At 50.8% G+C, this 19,503-nt stretch carries 15 protein-coding genes; 7 read left to right on the top strand and 8 right to left on the bottom strand.

The window, feature by feature from the left end:
- Positions 1-31 precede the first annotated feature (31 nt).
- The 5 genes from TH5_RS08435 to TH5_RS08420 all read left to right on the top strand — a co-directional run bounded on the left by TH5_RS08435 (position 32) and on the right by TH5_RS08420 (position 3,492).
- Positions 32-895 (top strand): hypothetical protein, encoded by an 864-nt coding sequence (locus tag TH5_RS08435; RefSeq protein ID WP_114121486.1) that lies wholly within the window; start codon positions 32-34, stop codon positions 893-895.
- A gap of 166 nt (positions 896-1,061) precedes the next feature.
- Positions 1,062-1,223: a hypothetical protein gene (locus TH5_RS25475; protein WP_167443499.1), complete on the top strand. Its 162-nt coding sequence runs from the start codon at positions 1,062-1,064 to the stop codon at positions 1,221-1,223.
- Positions 1,224-1,317: 94 nt separating this feature from the next.
- Positions 1,318-2,289: a hypothetical protein gene (locus tag TH5_RS08430; RefSeq protein ID WP_114121485.1), complete on the top strand. Its 972-nt coding sequence runs from the start codon at positions 1,318-1,320 to the stop codon at positions 2,287-2,289.
- 122 nt (positions 2,290-2,411) lie between these two features.
- Positions 2,412-2,630 (top strand): TraR/DksA C4-type zinc finger protein, encoded by a 219-nt coding sequence (locus tag TH5_RS08425; protein ID WP_114121484.1) that lies wholly within the window; start codon positions 2,412-2,414, stop codon positions 2,628-2,630.
- Position 2,631: 1 nt separating this feature from the next.
- Complete coding sequence (locus tag TH5_RS08420; protein WP_114121483.1) at positions 2,632-3,492, top strand: hypothetical protein; 861 nt, start codon at positions 2,632-2,634, stop codon at positions 3,490-3,492.
- A gap of 23 nt (positions 3,493-3,515) precedes the next feature.
- Here TH5_RS08420 and TH5_RS08415 read toward each other — a convergent pair whose 3' ends face one another.
- The 4 genes from TH5_RS08415 to TH5_RS08400 all read right to left on the bottom strand — a co-directional run bounded on the left by TH5_RS08415 (position 3,516) and on the right by TH5_RS08400 (position 12,531).
- Positions 3,516-5,678 carry a PcfJ domain-containing protein gene (locus TH5_RS08415; protein WP_114121482.1) on the bottom strand — a complete coding sequence of 721 codons (2,163 nt, stop codon included), beginning with the start codon at positions 5,676-5,678 and terminating at the stop codon, positions 3,516-3,518.
- Positions 5,679-5,711: 33 nt separating this feature from the next.
- The gene (locus TH5_RS08410) at positions 5,712-11,072 is read right to left on the bottom strand and encodes a strawberry notch C-terminal domain-containing protein (RefSeq protein WP_114121481.1); all 5,361 of its coding nucleotides are present in this window, start codon (positions 11,070-11,072) and stop codon (positions 5,712-5,714) included.
- 222 nt (positions 11,073-11,294) lie between these two features.
- Positions 11,295-11,624, bottom strand: coding sequence for a hypothetical protein (locus tag TH5_RS08405; RefSeq protein ID WP_114121480.1), 330 nt, complete (start codon positions 11,622-11,624; stop codon positions 11,295-11,297).
- Between the two features lie 4 nt (positions 11,625-11,628).
- Positions 11,629-12,531, bottom strand: coding sequence for a hypothetical protein (locus tag TH5_RS08400; protein ID WP_147250065.1), 903 nt, complete (start codon positions 12,529-12,531; stop codon positions 11,629-11,631).
- A 35-nt stretch (positions 12,532-12,566) separates the two neighbouring features.
- Here TH5_RS08400 and TH5_RS08395 point away from each other — a divergent pair, with 35 nt between their 5' ends.
- A complete protein-coding gene (locus TH5_RS08395; protein WP_114121478.1) occupies positions 12,567-15,032 on the top strand; it encodes an AAA family ATPase in 2,466 nt (821 codons plus the stop codon).
- Positions 15,033-15,061: 29 nt separating this feature from the next.
- Here the strand turns inward: TH5_RS08395 and TH5_RS08390 are convergent, their stop codons facing one another.
- Positions 15,062-15,883, bottom strand: coding sequence for a hypothetical protein (locus TH5_RS08390; protein WP_147250064.1), 822 nt, complete (start codon positions 15,881-15,883; stop codon positions 15,062-15,064).
- A 142-nt stretch (positions 15,884-16,025) separates the two neighbouring features.
- The gene (locus TH5_RS08385; protein ID WP_097052911.1) at positions 16,026-16,778 is read right to left on the bottom strand and encodes an acetate and sugar kinases/Hsc70/actin family protein; all 753 of its coding nucleotides are present in this window, start codon (positions 16,776-16,778) and stop codon (positions 16,026-16,028) included.
- A gap of 187 nt (positions 16,779-16,965) precedes the next feature.
- Here TH5_RS08385 and TH5_RS08380 point away from each other — a divergent pair, with 187 nt between their 5' ends.
- Positions 16,966-18,003, top strand: a complete 1,038-nt coding sequence (locus tag TH5_RS08380) for an alpha/beta hydrolase (protein WP_114121476.1) — start codon at positions 16,966-16,968, stop codon at positions 18,001-18,003.
- 61 nt (positions 18,004-18,064) lie between these two features.
- On the opposite strand, the gene TH5_RS08375 is transcribed toward TH5_RS08380, so the two are convergent.
- Together TH5_RS08375 and TH5_RS26140 are read right to left on the bottom strand one after the other, a co-directional pair.
- Positions 18,065-19,114, bottom strand: coding sequence for a hypothetical protein (locus tag TH5_RS08375; protein WP_114121475.1), 1,050 nt, complete (start codon positions 19,112-19,114; stop codon positions 18,065-18,067).
- Between the two features lie 3 nt (positions 19,115-19,117).
- Positions 19,118-19,336, bottom strand: coding sequence for a (2Fe-2S)-binding protein (locus TH5_RS26140; protein WP_385968959.1), 219 nt, complete (start codon positions 19,334-19,336; stop codon positions 19,118-19,120).
- Positions 19,337-19,503: the final 167 nt, after the last annotated feature.

Genomic DNA, 19,503 nt, shown 5'->3' with positions numbered 1-19,503 from the left:
GGTGTGTGTGGCGGCAATTGGAAAATAACAGATGACGAACGTTTCTGATGTAGCTTTAAAGGTTCTGGCATTTCTTAGCCGGAACGACCTGCTCGTTCGGCGCTACCACTATGGGATGAGCAATTCAAATTCGGTGGCATTGGAACCAAAATCCATCGGGTTTGCAAACTACGAAGCCAGAAGGAAGAACAGAGAGCTCTCTGTTCATGACCGCGCGATCACTGTCTCGCATTCGGTGATTGAAGGATTGACCAACCGAGGGTTTCTTAAATCATTAAATCTCGACAGATATAATGACGCCCACGGAACCGTGATTCCGAAATCAATGAATACGTCGGTCCTTGGCATTACGAAAGAAGGGCAGAAGTTCCTGGCGGAGCAGAAGGGCCGCTTGGATACGCTGTATGCGCAGGATGAAAGTGCTTATGGCCACGAGCGTCTCGTGATTGTCAAGGCAGCAACGCGCGGCTCATATCACTCTGGCACGATAGAAAATAAAAGCCGTCGAGCTGGAGAGCTCTGCCAGATTATCAGAGAAACTGAAGCTCGATATTATGTTCAGGTGATTGAAGAGGTCCAGAGAAGACCTGACGAGTACATGACCACCAGTTTTGTGGAAGGCTCTCGCGACAAATACTATGTTGCCAAGGATAAAATTCTGGCATCTGACGTAACCCGTGCACAATACGACGCCATCCGTAAGAGTGACGAAGAATACCTTTCATCGATGGATGTTGCCCGGGCCCAGCGTGACGAGGAAATGGAGCCAATTCTCAAACGCTTTGAGGATCGGAAGATACAGCTGCAAGCCATGCGAGATGACGAATTGCGAGAGCTTCTTGGCTCAGATGATAGCCCCGAAGATGGCGCCGACACCTCATTTCGCCAAGGATGATAAACCAGTCTGTCCCTCTTTGAGTGGACCTTTCGTACATTCGAAAAAATGACCGCCGACTGGTGGTCGTTTTCTTTTGTCACTTGCCAAGTTTGCTCCTAATCAAGATTCATCAAGCAAAAAAATTCACAATCTGAATGAAGAAAACCGGATTAGGTTGACGACTATGAGCAAGCGCCGAAACATCGATTATGGAGCAGATTTGACACCAGATCAGATCTGGGATCGCTTTAGCGCTTCTCTCTCCGCCGAAATCGTTGCTTACATCGACCGCGGCCGGTTGCGAGAGCAGTTCCTTAAGTCCACCCTTGAAAACCAAGTGCAGTAGAGTTTTCCTTTGGTTGTGACATTTCCTTTAGATATTCCTTGAAATTTTCCTTGAACAAACGGCACCATTAAGTAAAGCCTTTAAGGGAATTGCCATGTTCACTGAAAAATATCTAAAGCCTGTCCTTGCTGTCTTTGCGGTGATGGCGGTGACGACCAGCCCGGCTTTTGCTCAGGCCGTGAATTCAACCGGCGCTATGGTTGCCGAGACGGGAAAAGCCGTCGACCCATTCATGATTTTGCTGGTCGGTGTTTCCTATCTCATCGGGGTATGGTTGCTCGGAAGCGCACTCATTCTTCTTGGAAAACAGGACCAGAATACTAGCTGGGGCGATGTTCTGCTACGTGCCGCTGGCGGGTCACTAATGGTCTCTTTACCTAGTGCCTTAGGTGTCGGACTGGGTACGCTGTTGGGTGAAACAGACAACTATCAAAGGGACGGCTCAAGCTTCGGTGAACCAAGCGTTTGCATCGGTTCCGGCGCATCTTCAGAGGGCCCGCTTGCATGCATTCTGAAGAACGTTGAAGTCAATCTGGTGCCTGTCTTTATTGATGTAGCCTTTGCCTTTATGGTTCTCTTCGGCCTCTTCATGATTGCAAAGTCAATCTATTCCATGGCCGTAAGCCATGCTCAGGGGCAACGTGGCCAAGGCGCGAGTTGGCAGGGGAACCTTATTCTGGGCATCATTCTTACCAATCTTCCTGCCTTTTTGCATACGATCGAAGAGACGCTGGGTGTCGGAGACGGCGTCCTTTCGGAAGAAGGTTTCAATTCCAGTAGCTCTTTGTTGTCTTACACCGGTCCGAGTAGCTCCGGGGTTCAGTTCCTGGCAGAATACACTGCGGCGTTGAACAGTCTTCTGACAATATTCGTGATGTTCGGCATTGTAGCCATAATTCGCGGGTTTTTCATTCTGAAGGCTGTGTCGGATGGCGGGTCACAAAAATCATTCGGGGCCGGGGTTACTCACATCGTGGGTGGGGTGGCGTTGGCAAATGCCAAGTTTACGATTTGCATCGTCACGAATACGGTGCTTGGTATCGGGAATGCCTCGGGGTTCTGTTAGTTTTCCTTTTGCTAAAGAGTTTGACAAAGGAAAATATTGAGATATCCTTTTGCATCGGTCGCGAGTTATGTAAAACTTGCGACCGAAATGTTTAGCTCGGAAGAAGAATAAAGGTTTCAAGAATGGACGATATCGACATTTTACAGAACGCGGCTGCCCTCGAAGACGAGGCGCGGTTGCGTAAGCTTCGGATGTTGCGCAAACGCGAGGACCATCTGCCAGTTCCCGAAAGCAGGGAATGCGAGAGCTGCGGTGATGACATTCCCAAAGCTCGCCTTGAAGCCAGACCGGCAACTACCATGTGTGTCGACTGTCAGCAGGAACGCGAGGGTCGACGCTAGTATGTCAGAGGAACTGCTTGGCCCGCGCCTGCTAAATGCCTTAAGGCAAATACCAGGCAGCCCTGAGCGAGAACACATCATCTCGTTGTTGACGGAGATCTCACAGCCCTTCCTGCTTGACGAAGAGGTTGTTCGACAGGCCGCCTGGACCGTCAAAGAGGCTTCAGAAACGATCGAAAAGACACTTCCCTTGCTAACGTTGAGACAGCCCGTCATTTGGCTGGAGTATCCCCATCTTCCACGTCAGCTTGCATTTGGTGTAGATGAGAGTGCTGATGAACCCGGCCTGCCAAAAGTGCTGCGAGTTGGATGCTTAATCGCGGTAGACCCTGAAGACCCGACACATATTTCAATCTTTGTTGCTTGGGAAAATTCCGACGGTGGAATTTACCATAGCTATGCGATGCTACATTGGCGCTTGGATGATTTCATCAAGCTGGCCGAAATGAGCAGAAAAGAGAAGCTGACAACATCGACTGCTGAGCGACTGACAGAATTGGCCATCCTATCCATACCTCCAGGTTTCCGTGATGAGATCATGGTATGGGAGGGAAGAGAGCATGCCAATGAAGACGGCGACAGTGAGCGTGTCCTTAAAACCAAAAAGGATGCGTTGGGCGAACACCTGTTTCTGCTGTCAGCGTTGATGCTGATGGCTTCAGATGCCACAGAAGCAACAGAACAGGTTGTCGCCGATGTGCCGGAAACAGGCTTGGTTGACACCTATATTCCCGACACCATGAAGATGGTTTGCACGGTCTCCATCTCCAGGAAAAAGGCTCCTCTATTTGAGAGGTTTCGGAAGCCGGGCTTTTATCCGGGCCTTGGCCTGGAGCCGGTTCTGCGCTGGAAAGCTCCTTAGTCCAGCGCAGAATTGACTTCGCTTTACAGCTTGTAAGCCGTGGGTAGCAGCGTTTCCCGAACCGACATGACAGCTTCCGTTTCAGCAAAAGAGTCCAGTCCCATTTTTCGGTACTTCTTTCCGACATAAGGTGCCCAGGGCATCATAGCGTTTTCGATGTGCTTTCTGATTCTCCAATCATAACCGCACTCTTTCTCGATATCGTCGGTGGAGAGAGCCATCTGCATTGCATAGGCAGAAATCATCTCAAAGTTTATGGGGACTTCTCCTGTCTCCACCGCCTTGCAGAACCATTCAAATGCCTGCCGTGCTTCCAGAGGTATCTCCTGGTTGTCGAAACCTCGATGTTGTTTTACCGAGATTTTCACGTTCGTCTTGGAAACCGCTTTGGTTTCTAGTGTGGAGAGCCTTTCGAAAGTGGCTTGACCACCCGGCGTTAGTCGTCTGAAGGACAGAACGTGAGAAGACCCTGTCCGGCACTGTGGTGCGTACCCGCCAACGCAGTGATAGAGCCCCCGGGAGTTGTCGGCATTGTGTCCATGCCGTCCCTCTTCTGCCAATAATTGGCTCGAGGTCAGGGGAACGATGAATATTCCATTGGGAGCCTGCACAATCGGACAAAGAGGAGGCCAATCGTCTTCCCCTTGTTCGGTGTCATAAATCCCGATTTCGGCCATCGCCTGTCGTCTGCGCTGCTCATCTTTCAGTTTGGCCCTGGTTTCGTCTTCGTCAATACCCGCGGCAAAGAGAGCTTCGTACTGAGAGTGTGCCTGACGTGAGATCTCGAACAGTGCGGTAGCAGCTTTTCCGGCAAAGAGAATTTCTCCGGCAGCCTGGTCTGCTGTTTCCCGATGTAACTGGGATATGGGCATTTCAGACATCCCGGTTTTGTATGCGGCCAATGGCAGAAGAACTTTCTGAGAGAAAAGTCTGCGGACGTCTTCCAAGTCAATACACGCATTCCGGATAGCGGCTCTTGAGATATTTGGCCTAACCTTGTTTGTAATCCACGTCGCGATATCGCGGCGGTTCACACCTTCTTCTGGTAAGTTCTGGAGAGAATTCACGAAGTTTTCCGCCAGAACAGCAACCTTCTGTCGCGGCAGCCCCCTCAATTCATCCCAGCTCACAGCCTGTTCGAAGAATTTGACCGTTATCTCAGTGGAGCCTTCTGGCGGCCGTGTGTTGGTGTAGGCATTTGCAATCCGTTCTCGGAACTGGACCCATTTCCCACCGCATCCTGCAAACAAGCTTTTCGCGTCAAAACTGGAGTCATCCTCAGCCTTAAGAAAAAAGTGCCCAACGGTAGCCGTAATATCGCAAAATGCTTCCCATTCCGCCTCATCCGAAGGGAACCATTCTGGTGGGATTTGAGATAGGGCGTAAACCATTGTGTCGACCGGAATGCCGTTCAAAGGCCAGTCGACATTCCGCATCCGGTTAAGCAGGCCCTTTGTTACAACAACTTCCCCTCTCTTGTTTTTGCCAAAAGCGGCTATCACCGCGTCAGTCAGAGATTGTTGATCGTCGATGGCCCGTTTCAAGGAAGGCCTCTGGACGAAGTATGAGGCGAGCAGGGGGTATACTCCCGCTGCCTGTCCTCGGAATTTCCCGAGATTTCCCTCGGCAGCATAAAACTCGTAGTCTCGCCACAGGAAGGTGTCGCAAGCGCGTAAAGCAAACAGGGCTTCGTCGTTCAGGGTTTCCCTGACTTGTCTTAAGCCACCAGCTTCAAACCTGCGTTGCTCCGAGACCATAAGTTCAGAGAGCGGAATGCGCGCGGCGATATGTTTCTCAGGCAATCCTTCCACAAAATTTGTCACAGATTGCCAAGCAGAGTGCGAGACGGTTCCGAGCAATCCAAACGCTCTCAAACCTTCGCCAAAATTCATCGTTTCAAGGCTGTCCATCCTGTAGAACAACAGGTCCGTTGCCATTGAGACGAGTTTATCCTTGCTCGTAGCGCGTTCCAGGGGAGCCAAATAGCCGGTTAAAAATGAGAGGCGTCCATCAGGGTGCGTCAAGACACAGGCCAAAGAAGGTTGCGTCAGCGTGCTATCGATGATTACCAATCCGTTATCACCGGCAGGCAGTTTGATTGGTGCTACGATAACCTTGGAAATGTGTTCATTCCATGCGGCGCTCAAGTATTCCTTGGCAGTGCCGTAATCTTCAAGTCTTGCCATTTTGTTCTCTTATCGGTCGATGGTAGCTATGGCCTACATGGCCATAGCTACCTGCTCTGGTTGGTCGGGCTCTTGGTTACCGTGGATGTTATGGTAGTTTTTGGCATTCCACTCATTGGCCCAAACTCGGAGGCCGCTTTCTGCATAGAAACGAATTCCAGCAGCTTCAAAGTGACGCAGAACGTCCTTAATGCGCCCCATTTCAATCTCGAACTTGGGACGCTCATTTGCTTTCACATCACCAACTTTGCTGTTTTTCCAAACCGCGTAGAGGGCTTGAATCGGGGGGTGTTCATAGATGAATCCCCATGTACTGTTCTCCATGTTGGGCATTTCAATCTGTACCCGACCGTTCGCCATTTTCTTCAGAACCAGACCACTGTTCTCGCTCATCTTCTCCGTGCTGAACAAAACGAGTTCTCTGGATTCGTTCAGAGCGTCCCCAGCCATTTCTGCATCCGTGATGGAGATTGGAAGGAACGACAGGTCTCGGAACCTCTTGGAAACAAGGATACCTCGACTTCTGCCGTGCGTCGGGTCTTCCCAAGACACCATGTTGCCGAGCTTGTGCTTAATCGTGAGGGCCATCGCCTGCCAGCTGTTACCGCTGAGGATGATACGTTTCTCAAGTTGCTGACCATCCATTGCATAGTCGAAACGCTTAAGGATCGCGTCTTGCTCTTCACCGTTCAAACCATCGGAGATCTTCATCGCCGGGTCATTAAGGAGGGCTTGAACCGAAATCCGCTGCTGAATCGTCATTCCCGGAACGACGTAGTGAACCGAGTAGGATGAGGCCAGATGTTCGAAACCGCGGCGCGGCATCAGAATGTTCGTCACAACGGCTTTCTCGACGACACCATCAAGTGTCATCTCGAGTTCGGAACCGGGACGGATATTCAACAGAAACTCTGTGAGAGCCTCCATTCGCTTCGACATTTTTGCCGCACTTGAATCCGGTTGCTGGGCAATAGCCATATCGATATCGTTCACGCCATCCGGCAGATAGGACTTCAGGAAGGACTCACGATACCGGACAAGACGATCCGCCATTGCATCAGGGCTGTTGGCCCCCATTTCAATCAGGCCACGTTCATAGGCATCCACAATATCCTTGCCACGCAGCGGGGCAACAGCGTGTTCGATGACCACACCCTGCTGATACACCGGTTCATGGAACGCAGATGTAAGGTTTTCACTCGGGAAGCCGTGGATCGCCACCTTTTCATCGCGAAGATGTACAATGCCGTCGATCATCCTCGTTTTAAGCGGGTTCGAACCGCGAGCATCCAACTCTTCGACCGTTGCCCGATACTCGTTTTCGATTTCAGTGAAGGTCTGCAACTGCTGGGCATAAGGCAGCATTGCAAGACGTGCCAGGAACATATTGGCTGAGCGCTGGTTGTCCTGGCTGTCCTCTTCACCGTCTTCATTGTCCTGATTCAGTCGAGCCTGATCTTCATAGGCGTTGACCGCAAAGCCAAGACGGCGCAGGAGGTCAGGGCGTGCTTCAGCGTAGCGCGCGCAAACCTGGTCACCAACCTCGTTGATAAGGTCTGGAACAACACCCAAAAGAGCTGCACTTTCTCGGTTTGAGGTGGTCGACGCACTAAGACGCCGAAGTTTTGAGTTCCTCATTGCCAGCAGCCGGAATTCGATGGGAAGACCAGCCATGAGTGTCCTGATAATCGGTCCAATTACCTGGTCATATCGATTGACACGCCCCCATGCCTGGACCTGCTTGGAAATATCAGCGTTGCCCTGCAATTCGATAAATTCGCGCTGACGCTGGTCCTTGAAGCGAGCGCCAGCATGCAGGTCAATACCCGTCGACCCGGATGAGTTGATGATGACGGCATCCAGATCACCACGGTTGAATGCGTTTTTGACGACCGTTTTAGACGTTTTTGGCTTCCGAATGACGGAGCCGTCACGATATTCCCAGGTACGCCCGGTGATTTCACCACACCTGTAGCCTTTTTCTTCCAACTTTTCGCGCAAAGCGTCAATTGGCGAACCCGGCAGGTCGGGTAGTTCCATAATCATGGCGCGAATGCGCTTGACCGCCCGATAGGTGTCTTCAGGCAGAGAGCTTGCAAGCTTCGCCAGCATTGGCGCAGCAGCGGCCGCGTCATTCGGAAGCAGGTCAAGCATAGCGCGCACCCGAGTGATTGCAGCTTCTGTCTGCTGAGGTGTGGCCGTCAGAAACGGCTTCGTGAACTGCTCTTTTGCCAGCTTCGCAAAGACCTTGTTGATCGTCTCCAACGGCTGTTTGTTGGCCACGACATCTTTCATATCCGCGCGACGAATGTCGTCTGGCAATGCGGCCAGCAGACGTTCAATCAGATGTTCTGCACTTTCCAGTTCCATGTCCGGAACTGCGAGATCCTCGACAATACGATCACCGGTGACCGCATCCTTGCGGCTCGTCCTTGTCAGTTGCGCAAGTGACCTTAAGAGCATGTCTTTGAAGTCTGGTGCGCGCCCAAGGGCCTGCCCTTGCTCGGCCTGCTCTTCTGCAAGGCTTTCCAAAACGGCCTGCATAGTCTTGTCGACAAGGATTACCGGCTTGCGATTGTTCTCAAGGGCTTCGATGGCAACAGAGGCGGCCTTGTCGACCAACAGGGCGCAGGTAAACAGTCGAGAGATGTTGTAGAGCGGTGAACCAAAGGCAATCGAATTGACTTGCAGCTTCTTGAGGCGGCGACTAACCGCCTTGTCGGTTGCCCGCTCACCAAGCTGTGCACGGATGGTTTCTGCAATCTCGTCGTTCCGGCTGCCAATACGTAGACTCAAGTCGCCGCTCATGTACGCCATTTCAGCCAGGACCGGAGCAAGGAGGTCCATGTACTCACGGTTCCGACCCTGATTTTCTTCGTCCAGAGCCACCTGGATGTCACACTTGCTAAGGTCGTGTTCACGGCGAACCATGACACCATCGCGAACAAGCATGCCGGAGAGGGTTTCCTGCATCGTGTCGCCACCGCGCCGCAATACTTCGGCGAGGTTCACTGTTTCGAAACCGCGCGGGAACAAACGCTTGTAAATCGCCATCGTCTTGGCTTTTTTCGAGTAAGTAGCCGAAGAGTAAAAGACGTTGTGACACTGATCAATCGCTTGATCGACGTTCCGCCCGGTGTTGGAAACCCCAGTCGAAACGTTGTGCGACTCATCAAGGAACAGCGTGACGTCGTTGTCGACGGCCGATAGCAGCCAACGGGACTTTTCTGAAACCTGAAAATCTTCCTTCGGCAGGCCGGTTTTTTTGTCCAGTGGGGCTTCACTGAGCTGGTTGAACTGGCTGTATGTTCCAAAGACAACGTTGTAGTCGTCCGGCCACTCCCCTGACTCCAGAATACCGGCAAGGATATCCCTATCGGTGGCTTTCATCACCACTTCCTGAGTCTCTTCATCAATGATTTTGGTGTCAGCATTCAGGAAGAGCGGAGAAAATTCTTCCGCAGAATTGATGTGGACGATATCGCGCCAGATGTCGGACAGGTTGGATTCTTTCTCCGTCAGGAAAACGACCTTTTTTCCCTTAAGAATGGCGCGCCGCATCATTGCTGCAAGGAACCGGCCTTTACCAACCCCCATCTCGTCAGCATTAAGGAATGCGCGACCGCGGACATCAGCATCAATCGCCAGCGCGAGCGCATCAATCTGCTCAGGGCTGAAGACATCTGCCATTTGCTCCTTGGTCATCGCCAATTCGCCAGCAACCCATTCGTCAATATCACCGTATTTTTCCGCGATACGGCCAAGAGCATCACGCGAATCCGCTTCAAGGTTTCGGGGAATCATCGTTGACGCCTGACCAATCGCCGACAAGCTCGTGTACGGAGCCTGGAAGGAGTTCCGTTCACGCTCCTCGTCCGTCAATGCTTCGTTTTCAATTTCGAGAGCGCGCTTCTCAGCCAACTGTGCGCGTTTCGCAACGACTTCAGCGGTCCACGACCACGTGCTCGCGAAGTCAGCCAGCTTTGTTGTCGCGGGTGCTGCTGCAACGGATGGTGCGCTTAACTTCTCACCGACACAAATCGCGACCATGGCTGAGCCGACAGGGCCACCATGAAGCGCGCCGTCGATTTCTGCCATCCCTTCAATTGAAAACCTTGAAGCGATGTATTCTTTGAGATCTTCGATTTCGCTCTGGTCACTGGCTCCGATACCAGACTGCAACAGAATTACACTTCGACCATCGGCCTGCCGAGCCTCTAGACTGGCAATTGCCGTCACGACATCTGCACGACTGTAGCGGCTACCATGCAAGTTGACGGCACTGTCGAGGTGCGACAAGGGCAGGTTCATGACGGTGATATCAGCCGCCTTGCAACCATCCTCAAATGCGGCGTCCTCATGGGACATGGCATTCAGAGATACGGTTTTGGGCAGGTTTGCCTTGAAGGTCTGTTCGTCAAGGCCGACCAAAAGGATTGACTTCCCATCCAGGTCCGAGCCGACGATACGCTGCGTGGTTACCTGCAAAGGAAGAGGAAGAAATGCAGAGGGCCTACCAAAATTCCGCGTAACCTCACTTACAAAGGCGAAGGAGTCATGCAGCTTGATGGACGCCGTGTAACGCTCACGCATCGTGTTTGTGTTGATGCCCGCGATGAACCGACCTGCTTGCTCATGAATGACAGCATGTGCTTCAGCAATCCGAGGGTCGTCATTTTTCATTTCAGGCTCGTTGAACACGGCCTGAGCAAACCTGACGAGGTCGCTATAACGTCTTACTTCGCCCGAGTTTGCCTCAAAAATAAAGCCTTCCGAAGCGGCCCGAATGTCCTCTGGTGTATCACCATAGAGAAAGAGGCCCGGCTTCATGTTCCCTTCGACATAGAAAGTCGGACGAGGCGATTCATAGGCGCTGTCGAGCAAGAAGCGGTTGTCTTCGCTCTGGTATACTGACTTTCCCTGACGGTTCAGACCGAGATAGGTAGAATTCTTTACCAGCTCCCCCACATTTATGGCGGCTTTCTCCGGTGCCTTAGGCTCATCAGGCTGTTCTGAAGCCGCCTCAGGAGTTTCCAGGACACTATCGTCTACTACCGGTTCAGCCTGCTGCCCTTGTTTGACTGTGCCCTTCTTCTTCGGTTCTGCCTTTTGCGCGCCTTCTGGCCTTGCCTTGACAATAATCTGTTCTGGCTCGAAGTCGGCTTCCTTGGCGTTGGGGAATACCGCCTGAATTTCTGCAAAGGTCGGATAAGCCGACATCAGCACCCAGGCACCTGATTTGGCGTGCTTTGCAAACCCGAGTTTAGCGACCTTATCTGCGTGCCTGTCGCCATTGGTCATAACGAGTACCCGTCTTGCAGGCTGCCCTGCTGTTTCTGGCAGCTCTACCGCAACCAGTTTCATGCCATCTGCTGACAGGTCGATCCACTTCATTTTGGGCCCTCAAAACATATTGGTAGGAGTTTTCTGTCTTGATTGGAGCCCGAACCCTTGCAAGCAACAACGGCTTCAAGGAAAAAACATCTTATTGCAGGAAAATACGTACTATACCAAAGTATGTACTGTGGTCTAATTTGAAAAGTACAGCTTGTTTATCAACGCTTTGTAAAGTCATAACCTATACGAAAGTGGTGAATGTTGACAAGGCAAACTGCTTCAATCCAAAAGAATGTCCGAAAAATTCAGCATGTTTTTCTCGTGTTCGCAGTTATCCATGCGCTCCAGAGCCTTTTGAAACAATGACTGTTGCTCCAGATGGCGAATAAGAGCGGTTTCTTCATCCACGGAAATTTCGGGAACCGGCAGTCCGGGAAAATACGGCCAGACGCCTAAACCGGCAGCAAAATCAGGTACTTCCATAATAGTCCCAGCGAAAAAGCTGGTAGTTTCCCCACGCCTTTTTACCGCTCCCCAAACATTACTTGGCCAATGGGGGTGATATTCTTTCATCTCATTGGGCTGTAAAACGATACAGATGTCGGCCATAGTGTTACCTCGGGAGTAAAATTTTCTTAGGGATGAGTTGGAACCAAGGTTCATCGGCAATATGGCGTAATTCTTCTAAGCCGTATCCGGCGGCAAAAAGCCATTTAGGCCATCCATCCTCTGACATTCCAGCCCGTCCACGGCAGAATTCCAGCAATCGCTCGCCAATTTCTAGAGTTTCACCCTCGGCGCAACTGCGGATAAAATAACTGTTACTCAAAATATCCTTCAAGTTATCCTTGAAGGGATAAGAAATGCTTCGGATAGCCTCAATAAAACGTAATCTTGTAGCCAGTGAGGAAAAAGGCTGTAGATATCCAGCAAAGGCCCCTCTGTTCATTGAGCAAAAGTTTACAGCGTCGAAGTCATCGTAATGTAAAAGATGGTGGGAATACCCTAGAAGAGTGCTCTGAATATTATTTTTGCATTCATTTCTGCTAAAAAAGGTAAACTCAATATACCATTTATCTGTCGTCTTAAGTAAATCAGTGACAGATAGACAATTTATTAGTTCATCCGTCCAGGCCCTCCAGTTGAGCCCACTATCCAGCAAAAACCCTCCTTCATTAGCATCAAGAAATGCAAAGCTTTTCCTTGAGGTCAGTCTAGAGGCATCCTCTTTCAATCGATCTTCGAGTAAAGGAATGAGGGTCTGTTTACATGGAAACAGGAAAGGAAATCCATCGACTTCAAACAGCCCGTTATCATCTCGGGCCACTGCGGTTTCAATCGTGTAGCGGAGAAGCGAGGAGTCGGCCGCAACTAAGAGGGCGGCTGTTTTCTGCGGGTCCTGGGAGGGAAATAGCTGAGGCAGCAGGAATCCTCGCGGGACTCGAGAAACCACTTCTTCCTCTTGTCCTTCCTTAATACGAAGTAAAGACGATGTCAGGTTTCGAACGAAAGTCATTTTTGTTTGCATGTAAAATCTAATGTACCGCTGGTATGAAAGGTTTCCTTGGGCTCGAGTCAATCATAAAGAAAAACTTTCTCTTTTGCCATCGCTATACAGCAAATAATGTTGACACAAGATGGAGAAAGCCGCCATATTTCCCCCACATTCAAGATACCGATTGGGATGGAGTTCTCTTTTTTATGCATACTTGCCAATTTACGGCCTCACTAGCCACTGCAATGAGTGATGCTAAAAAATTCGCGCTTGCCAAGCGTCACAAAGCTATCACTGTCGAGCACCTTATTTTCAGCTTTTGTCATTCAGAGACAGCCATCGGATATTTTACGTCAGCAGTGGTCGACGTAACATTGCTGAAAAGCAAACTTGAAGAACACCTGGAGGGATTAGCCTCCACGCCCGCAGGCGTCGAGGCTGAGGCGCCAGTAAACGACACAACATATAATGATGTTCTGCAAAAGGCGGCGGAGTTCAGCAAGACCGCAACAGCCAACCAGGGTGAAATCTCCTGCCTTCATGTTCTTATGGCGTTGTACGAATACAACCATGCCTCTTATGCGAGTTGGCTCCTCCTTGAACAAGATGTCGCGTATGTAGACTTCTGTAAGGTTCGCAACCTTTGTGGCGACGACCATGAGAAACAGAAACGCGTGCAGACAGGAAACGGGCGAACCAAGAATCTGTCCAAGGCAACCAGCACCTCCCGTCAACCGGCAAGAAGGCACGAAAGGTCTTCGGGTGAGAACAACAATGGCATCGCCGAGTGGACCACCGAAATCACGGGCGAACAAGTCAATTGTTTTGGACGCGATCTTCAGGTTAAGCGCGCCATCGAGATTCTATCACGGCAATCCAAAAACAATCCCATTTTCGTCGGGGACGCGGGTGTCGGAAAGACCACGCTTGTACATGCAATTGCGCGCGCCATCCGAAATGGCGATGTACCCGACAATCTCAAAAATAAACGCATTCTCGAGCTGAACATTACCAAACTTTTGGCGGGAACGCGGTTTCGTGGTGACTTTGAAGAACGCGTCAGCATCGTAATGGATGAAATGAGGGAAGACCCTGAACTCATTTTATTCATCGACGAAATCCACACGCTGATTGGGGCAGGTGACAGCACTGGTGGCTTGTCTGCTGGAGACATGCTTAAGCCCGGTTTGGTTAACGGTAGCATTCGCTGCATTGGAACAACCACATTCAAAGAATATCGCCATGTTTTTGCGCGAAGTGAGGCCATGGCTCGTCGCTTCCAACGAATTGATGTTCCGGAGCCTACGGAGGACGAAGCTTGCGATATGATGCTTGCAAAATGCCGAGAGTTGAGTCGCTACCACAGCATCAGCTTCCCGCGGCATGTAATTGAGGCAAGTATCCGTTTGGCTGTAAGGCATATTAAAGACCGAAGGCTTCCGGACAAGGCTGTTGATGTTCTCGATGAAGCCGCAGCTGCCAAGAAAATGACCCTTCAGGGCACGAATGACGAACTCGCGATCTCGGACGTGGAGTTGGCGGTTTCAAAGATTGCCGCAATCCCATTGACGAGTGTCGACACGGACGAGCGCGGCGCCATCATCTCTTTACCAATGCAGCTCGAAACAAAGGTATTTGGACAGAAAAAGGGAATTGCAGCGCTTTGTGGCGCATTTGAAATGTATAAAGCCGGACTTCATGACTCTTCTCGCCCAATTGGCACTTTTCTGTTTCATGGGCCGACAGGGGTTGGGAAAACCGAAATCTGCAAGCAGTTTGCAAATTTGACGGGCATGAAGTTTTTGCATTTTGACATGACGGAGTATTGCGATCCATCGTCCGTCTCACGCTTCATTGGAGCAGCGCCAGGGCATGTTGGCTTTGAGAAGGGTGGCGCGCTAACTGATGCCGTCGACCAGTCTCCACATTGTTTCATTCTGCTTGATGAAATCGAGAAAGCGACTGACGAAATCCATCAGTTGCTACTTCAGGTCGCGGATGAAGGAAGATTGACTGACAGCTCTGGCAAAGTCACCAGTTTCTCGAATGTTATCCTCGTCATGACGACCAATGCAGGTGCGAATGATGCGCCGTCCCATGTCATTGGTTTTGGAAATACAAACCAGACCACCGGAGACAACGGTATCGAAAGTGCGTTCCGCAAGGAATGGCTGGCGCGCATTGACGAGATTGTGCATTTCGAACCTCTGGCGCAAAAGGTTGTGGAGCAGCTTGTAGATAAAAACATCGCAGAAGTGTCAAGCGCGCTCTCCAGCATCAAGCAGCCAGTAACCCTTCGCCTAGACAGCGACGCGCGTTCATGGCTTGTGGAGTTCGGATACACGAAAGACGAGGGTGCCCGTCTTCTTAGGCAACTTATCACGCGAGAAATCAAGCGCCCAATCGCCAGGGAGATTGTCGGGGGACATCTGTCGGATGGCGGCGTCGCAACCGTCTATCTGTCAAATGGGTCGTTGCGAATTCGCTGCGAACCAGCAGTTGAACTGGCTCTAGTTGGCTAAGAGCACGTGTCGCCTCCTTGTCTCTGACGTCAAAAAGGGGTCGGAGCAGGTGGTGGTGCGCTTTTGGCTTCGTGGGCGAGGTTCTCCATATCATCCCGAAGATGACTTCCGCCTCTTTCCATTGCCAGTCGCAGGGCAAAAGCGATGCTCCTTAGTCGTGGTGTCCATCCGGTCTTACTGACTGCAAAAGCAAGGCAATCGGATAGGCTGTCGATCGCCTCATCGAGGTCTGCATCCGAATCTGCAAAAGCGGTGTCACAGCGGAAATCTGTCAGGCCGAGATGCGGAGCATCATGCTTGTTAGCTATTCGGTCAAGAGATTGCCCGATTGCGAGTGATAGCTCAGGCGTCAGTTTTGTTGTCTTTGCCAGATCTTCAAGTTGAAGAACTGCTTCATTCAGCTTCTTGGCTGAGTTCCGGATGGCGCGCACGGTGCGCCCGGCCTGTTCGGCAACAACAAGTTCGTTTGAGCGATTGGCCGTCTCGTCGTTTTCACGAAGTTCTTGCTTTTTTGCTTCTCCGGCGAGAAACCTCGGTGACGGCTTCAATACTGGACCGCCAAATTCCAAAGTGGTGACTTCTTCCACCAGTTCTTCACCAACAACAGGTTGCTGAACCGAAGTGTCGGCATCAGTAGCGTCATGCGCATATCCTGAGTCCGACGGCTTAAATTCAGCAAGGCCGGTCGCTTTGCTGGTTTCGTTGTCGAACGCTTCGATGGTAACGAGTAAGTTGAGGAGCGCCTGCCGGAAAGTTTCGGGTGCGGTGCCAATCAGTAAGCCACCGCCAGGTGCACGCTGAAGGCATAGCTTCCTCGCAGCTTCAACGACGTTGATAGCTTCATCCCTCATGGCAATCCCCTGCGAGTTGTGCATTTAAAAGAATGCGACATGAACTCCATCATGGCTCTTGCTATGACGGTTTATGACAGCATTATTCAATTACACTCGAACTCGAGGTTTTCGACAAGCGGATAAGCAAACGATGGTCAGGCTAGTCTATCACAAGACCCGTGCGTGCAATGACTGAGCGGATGTGCATCGAGGCTTCGCTAACAATTTGATCGGTGCGTAGGGGGATGGAGAGCGCTATGTTCTTTTCGGCGCGCGTTTCCTCCACAAGCTTTTCGATGAAAGTAACCAAACCTGGATACTGGGTAACAAATTGTTCAGGGTCGGGATTGTCAGGCATCTTGCTGTTCAGCAGGCCAGCGAATAATGATGCACACACTTCACGATAGGCGCCATCCACACCTTTGTTTGACAGAAATACGGGTTCGGTCGCTCGGAGAATAACAGCAGCGATAGCTCCTCGCACAATATCTGGCGATGCCCATCCAAGTTGCTCAAATGGCTCAACAACTGAATCTGCGAGCACACTACCGACATCCTGGATGATTATTGGCAGCAATGAGTGAAAGTCTTTCGCGCATCGAAGCATTTCATCATGCATCAGAACTACAACATCAGTGTCGCGAGCCGCATAACCGAGACACTCGAAGACGGCCTTGAACAGATCAGGCTGCTCTTCTTCCGAAAAATGTAATCTCAGAACTTCCTTATCACCCTCGTCCGAGTTCCCGGAAATAACCGGCTCTAGCCGGAGCGAATGTGGGTCAAGGATTTGTAATGCTGTAGCGCGATAACTATTGCAAAAAGTTCTTGCCGGTGAACCTCGTTCGTTTGTTGCATAGCCTGAAGTATCTTCAATATCATCTTCGGGTTCTACATCGACAACGTAACGCATTGCAAGACCTAGCTAAACTATTGAAACGCTCAAAGCAAAATGCCGATCAAACGTGTTTCAGTCAAGAAAAAAGTTGTCAATTTTTCGGTTTTGCTAAAGGATTATGAGGTATTGTGTCTGCGAATATTCTTTTTCACGTATTCCTTAAATTGCTGAACAAGAGATAAGGAAAACAGAGGCGCTTCCGATGCAGCGAAAACTTTGGACTCGAAGAGATTTTGTAAATGCCCTGCTTGTGGCTGGTACCGCATCAGTTTGGGCGAACAAAGCGCTTGCGAGTGACGTGATTATCAAGAACCCCAACCCTGATATTAACCAGGGAGACCTGTATAGCCGTCTAGCAAATGCCGGAGAGTGGGGCTACCCAAGCAAACCGGTACTCATTAAGCTTGATAGTGACCTTGTGGTATTTGCCTACCTACCACCTACAGTACGGAACGCCCGGGTAGTTGTTTTCAGCCATGCCGAGCTGTCTGTTCCCAGCGTTTACTCCCCCTTGCTAAACCATTGGGCATCACAAGGTTATGCTGTTCTTGCCCCTATCCATGAAGATAGTTTGCTAGACGGTGGCACGGACAGCATTGCCAGAGGAACACTCAACGAGATATGGGCACCATCCGCGGCTATCACTGACATTGGGATATGGAACCGTCGCATACGGCAATGTGAAAGAGTGCTTGAGTTTATACCTGTTCTCAACAAAACCTGGGGAACGGACCTCGATATAACTCGTCCAATTATCGCGGGGCACTCTTGGGGTGCTTTTGTCGCACAGATCCTCACCGGGGCTAGAGCTGTGACTTATTCCGGTGAAGTGCTTGAACGCCCGAGTTCCGGGTTTTCGTCGGGTATTCTGCTATCGCCGTTCGGTAGAGGCGTCTTGGGTCTTGTCGACGGTTCCTGGGAGAGTGCGCTGAAACCAACCATCGTGGTTACCGGAAATGGCGAGAAAGGTCAGGAGCCCTCGATAAGGAGTGAGGCCTTTACGCTCGCTCCGGCCGGGAATAGGCACCTTGCTTGGTTCAAGGCAATAACCGAAGGGCTTGTGAGCGGCGACGACACAAGGCAAGGCAAAGTTTCAGAACACATATTTCTTGATGTGCTTGCCGTAACCACCGCGTTTCTGGATGCCTATGCACGCTATGATGAAGAAGTTTTTGCCGCTCTGGCCGGGCAGTACTTCACAAAAGCCACAAGACAACGGGTAACGGCCTATTATCGGTAAAAGGAAGCGCGCGCCAGATGATTACTGGCGCACGCTTCGATTTTGAATTTGGGGCCTGTCTCTAAAACGCAGAGGGGCCGGTCGACTGAACAGAACTGAAATCCAGTTCTTCTGGCCAGAATTCGTCAGGGATAACACCCGCTGAAAACAATGTTGAAAGGGTGGCCACCCGGGCACTATCAAGACCCATTTCCTCATCCGACTGCCTGGTTGCTATAACGTCGCCATCCCACTGCGCGCGCAAAGTCGGAAAGGCATCGCTGTGCGTGATGGTTACGCCGAGCATTTCTGGTTCATTCAGGAGGGACGAACTGAGGTTGAAACCCTTGATCATCTCGTCCAGGGCTCGGAGCTTCTCGATGACACCTTGATAGTCGACAACTTCGTCTTTAAACACATGCTCTCGCAGGACGGATTCGAAGTTATCCAGACTTGCCACAGCCTCAAGGAAGCACCAGCCTTCTCGCCCTATCAACATTGCGCCGATTAGAGGGTTTTGGCTGTATTCACCCCGGTGACAGTAAATAACGACATTTCCTGCACTCTCAGAGATATTACCGTATTCCTCGACGACTTGGTTGCTTTCAGAGACCCCAAGGGTAATTCCGGGGATGCCTCCGAGTTCCTTGAGTGTGGACGTTATCCGATTTGTAACGTTACTCACAATCGCGGCATCAAAGCCGAGTGCCTGGTGTTTGACGGCCTTCCCATTTCGTGACCAATCCTCAAAATGCCGGGTAAATTCGTCAGCCTTTAGTGAAACGAAACCCGCTTGTGAGAAAGCCGTATTCAGTTGCTTTACCACGGCTTCGATGGCTTCAGGGTCCAGCGTGCCGTCGTCAAAAGCTGACAATTCCTCCCATAGATCGGATGCCCGATCAAGAGCCTGTTTGCGTGTCAGCCGATCATCTTTAATATCTGCACAGATAGCTTTGATGCCATTTCGAACGAGTTTGGCACCTTTTTCTGTGGCGAAAACAAATTCTGTCATGTCACTGCCGATGTTGCGATTTCCTTGAGGGTCATCATCAATCAAATCTTTGGCAAGATACAAGAAAATATTCTTTTCAGGAAGATAATTTATTCTTTTTGCTTCATGTCGTTCAAGCAATATTCAGGAATATTCCTTAATTTGGAGATGGTGCATATTGGTAGGTGTTGAAGAAGGTGGTGACAGGCGCCCAATCAATGCTTCAACCTCAGAGCGGCATTTTCCACACTGTGGCTTAACTCCGCATTCAGACAGAACCGCGCGATAAGTAGAGGCTCCATCAACAATCGCGGCGGCCACTTTTCGGCTGCCTAAGCCGTTGCAATTGCATACGTAAACCACAGCACTAACCCTGCAATATGACAAAGCACGGTGGGGAGCGATAACAGCTCCCCACCGCAAACCTTAGTTTTTGGCAAAACCGGGTACGCCGAAAGAGGAGCCACCGGTCAAGAAGCTCGGACGGGCAGGCTTGGAGGCTTCCACCGGTGCCTGTTCTTCAGCTTTGG

Source organism: Thalassospira xianhensis MCCC 1A02616, from assembly GCF_003326475.1.
GTDB lineage: Bacteria > Pseudomonadota > Alphaproteobacteria > Rhodospirillales > Thalassospiraceae > Thalassospira > Thalassospira xianhensis.
Note: the sequence above shows the minus strand (reverse complement) of the source record. Positions and strands in the feature narration are given on the sequence as shown.

What these genes read in the sequence shown, in the direction of transcription:
- TH5_RS08405 (WP_114121480.1), bottom strand. Translation starts at nt 11,624, where the DNA reads ATGGCCGACATCTGTATCGTTTTACAGCCCAATGAGATGAAAGAATAT.
- TH5_RS08400 (WP_147250065.1), bottom strand. Translation starts at nt 12,531, where the DNA reads ATGACTTTCGTTCGAAACCTGACATCGTCTTTACTTCGTATTAAGGAA.
- TH5_RS08380 (WP_114121476.1), top strand. Translation starts at nt 16,966, where the DNA reads ATGCAGCGAAAACTTTGGACTCGAAGAGATTTTGTAAATGCCCTGCTT.
- TH5_RS08420 (WP_114121483.1), top strand. Translation starts at nt 2,632, where the DNA reads ATGTCAGAGGAACTGCTTGGCCCGCGCCTGCTAAATGCCTTAAGGCAA.
- TH5_RS08385 (WP_097052911.1), bottom strand. Translation starts at nt 16,778, where the DNA reads ATGCGTTACGTTGTCGATGTAGAACCCGAAGATGATATTGAAGATACT.
- TH5_RS08425 (WP_114121484.1), top strand. Translation starts at nt 2,412, where the DNA reads ATGGACGATATCGACATTTTACAGAACGCGGCTGCCCTCGAAGACGAG.
- TH5_RS08395 (WP_114121478.1), top strand. Translation starts at nt 12,567, where the DNA reads ATGAAAGGTTTCCTTGGGCTCGAGTCAATCATAAAGAAAAACTTTCTC.
- TH5_RS08430 (WP_114121485.1), top strand. Translation starts at nt 1,318, where the DNA reads ATGTTCACTGAAAAATATCTAAAGCCTGTCCTTGCTGTCTTTGCGGTG.
- TH5_RS08390 (WP_147250064.1), bottom strand. Translation starts at nt 15,883, where the DNA reads ATGAGGGATGAAGCTATCAACGTCGTTGAAGCTGCGAGGAAGCTATGC.
- TH5_RS08435 (WP_114121486.1), top strand. Translation starts at nt 32, where the DNA reads ATGACGAACGTTTCTGATGTAGCTTTAAAGGTTCTGGCATTTCTTAGC.
- TH5_RS25475 (WP_167443499.1), top strand. Translation starts at nt 1,062, where the DNA reads ATGAGCAAGCGCCGAAACATCGATTATGGAGCAGATTTGACACCAGAT.
- TH5_RS08415 (WP_114121482.1), bottom strand. Translation starts at nt 5,678, where the DNA reads ATGGCAAGACTTGAAGATTACGGCACTGCCAAGGAATACTTGAGCGCC.
- TH5_RS08410 (WP_114121481.1), bottom strand. Translation starts at nt 11,072, where the DNA reads ATGAAGTGGATCGACCTGTCAGCAGATGGCATGAAACTGGTTGCGGTA.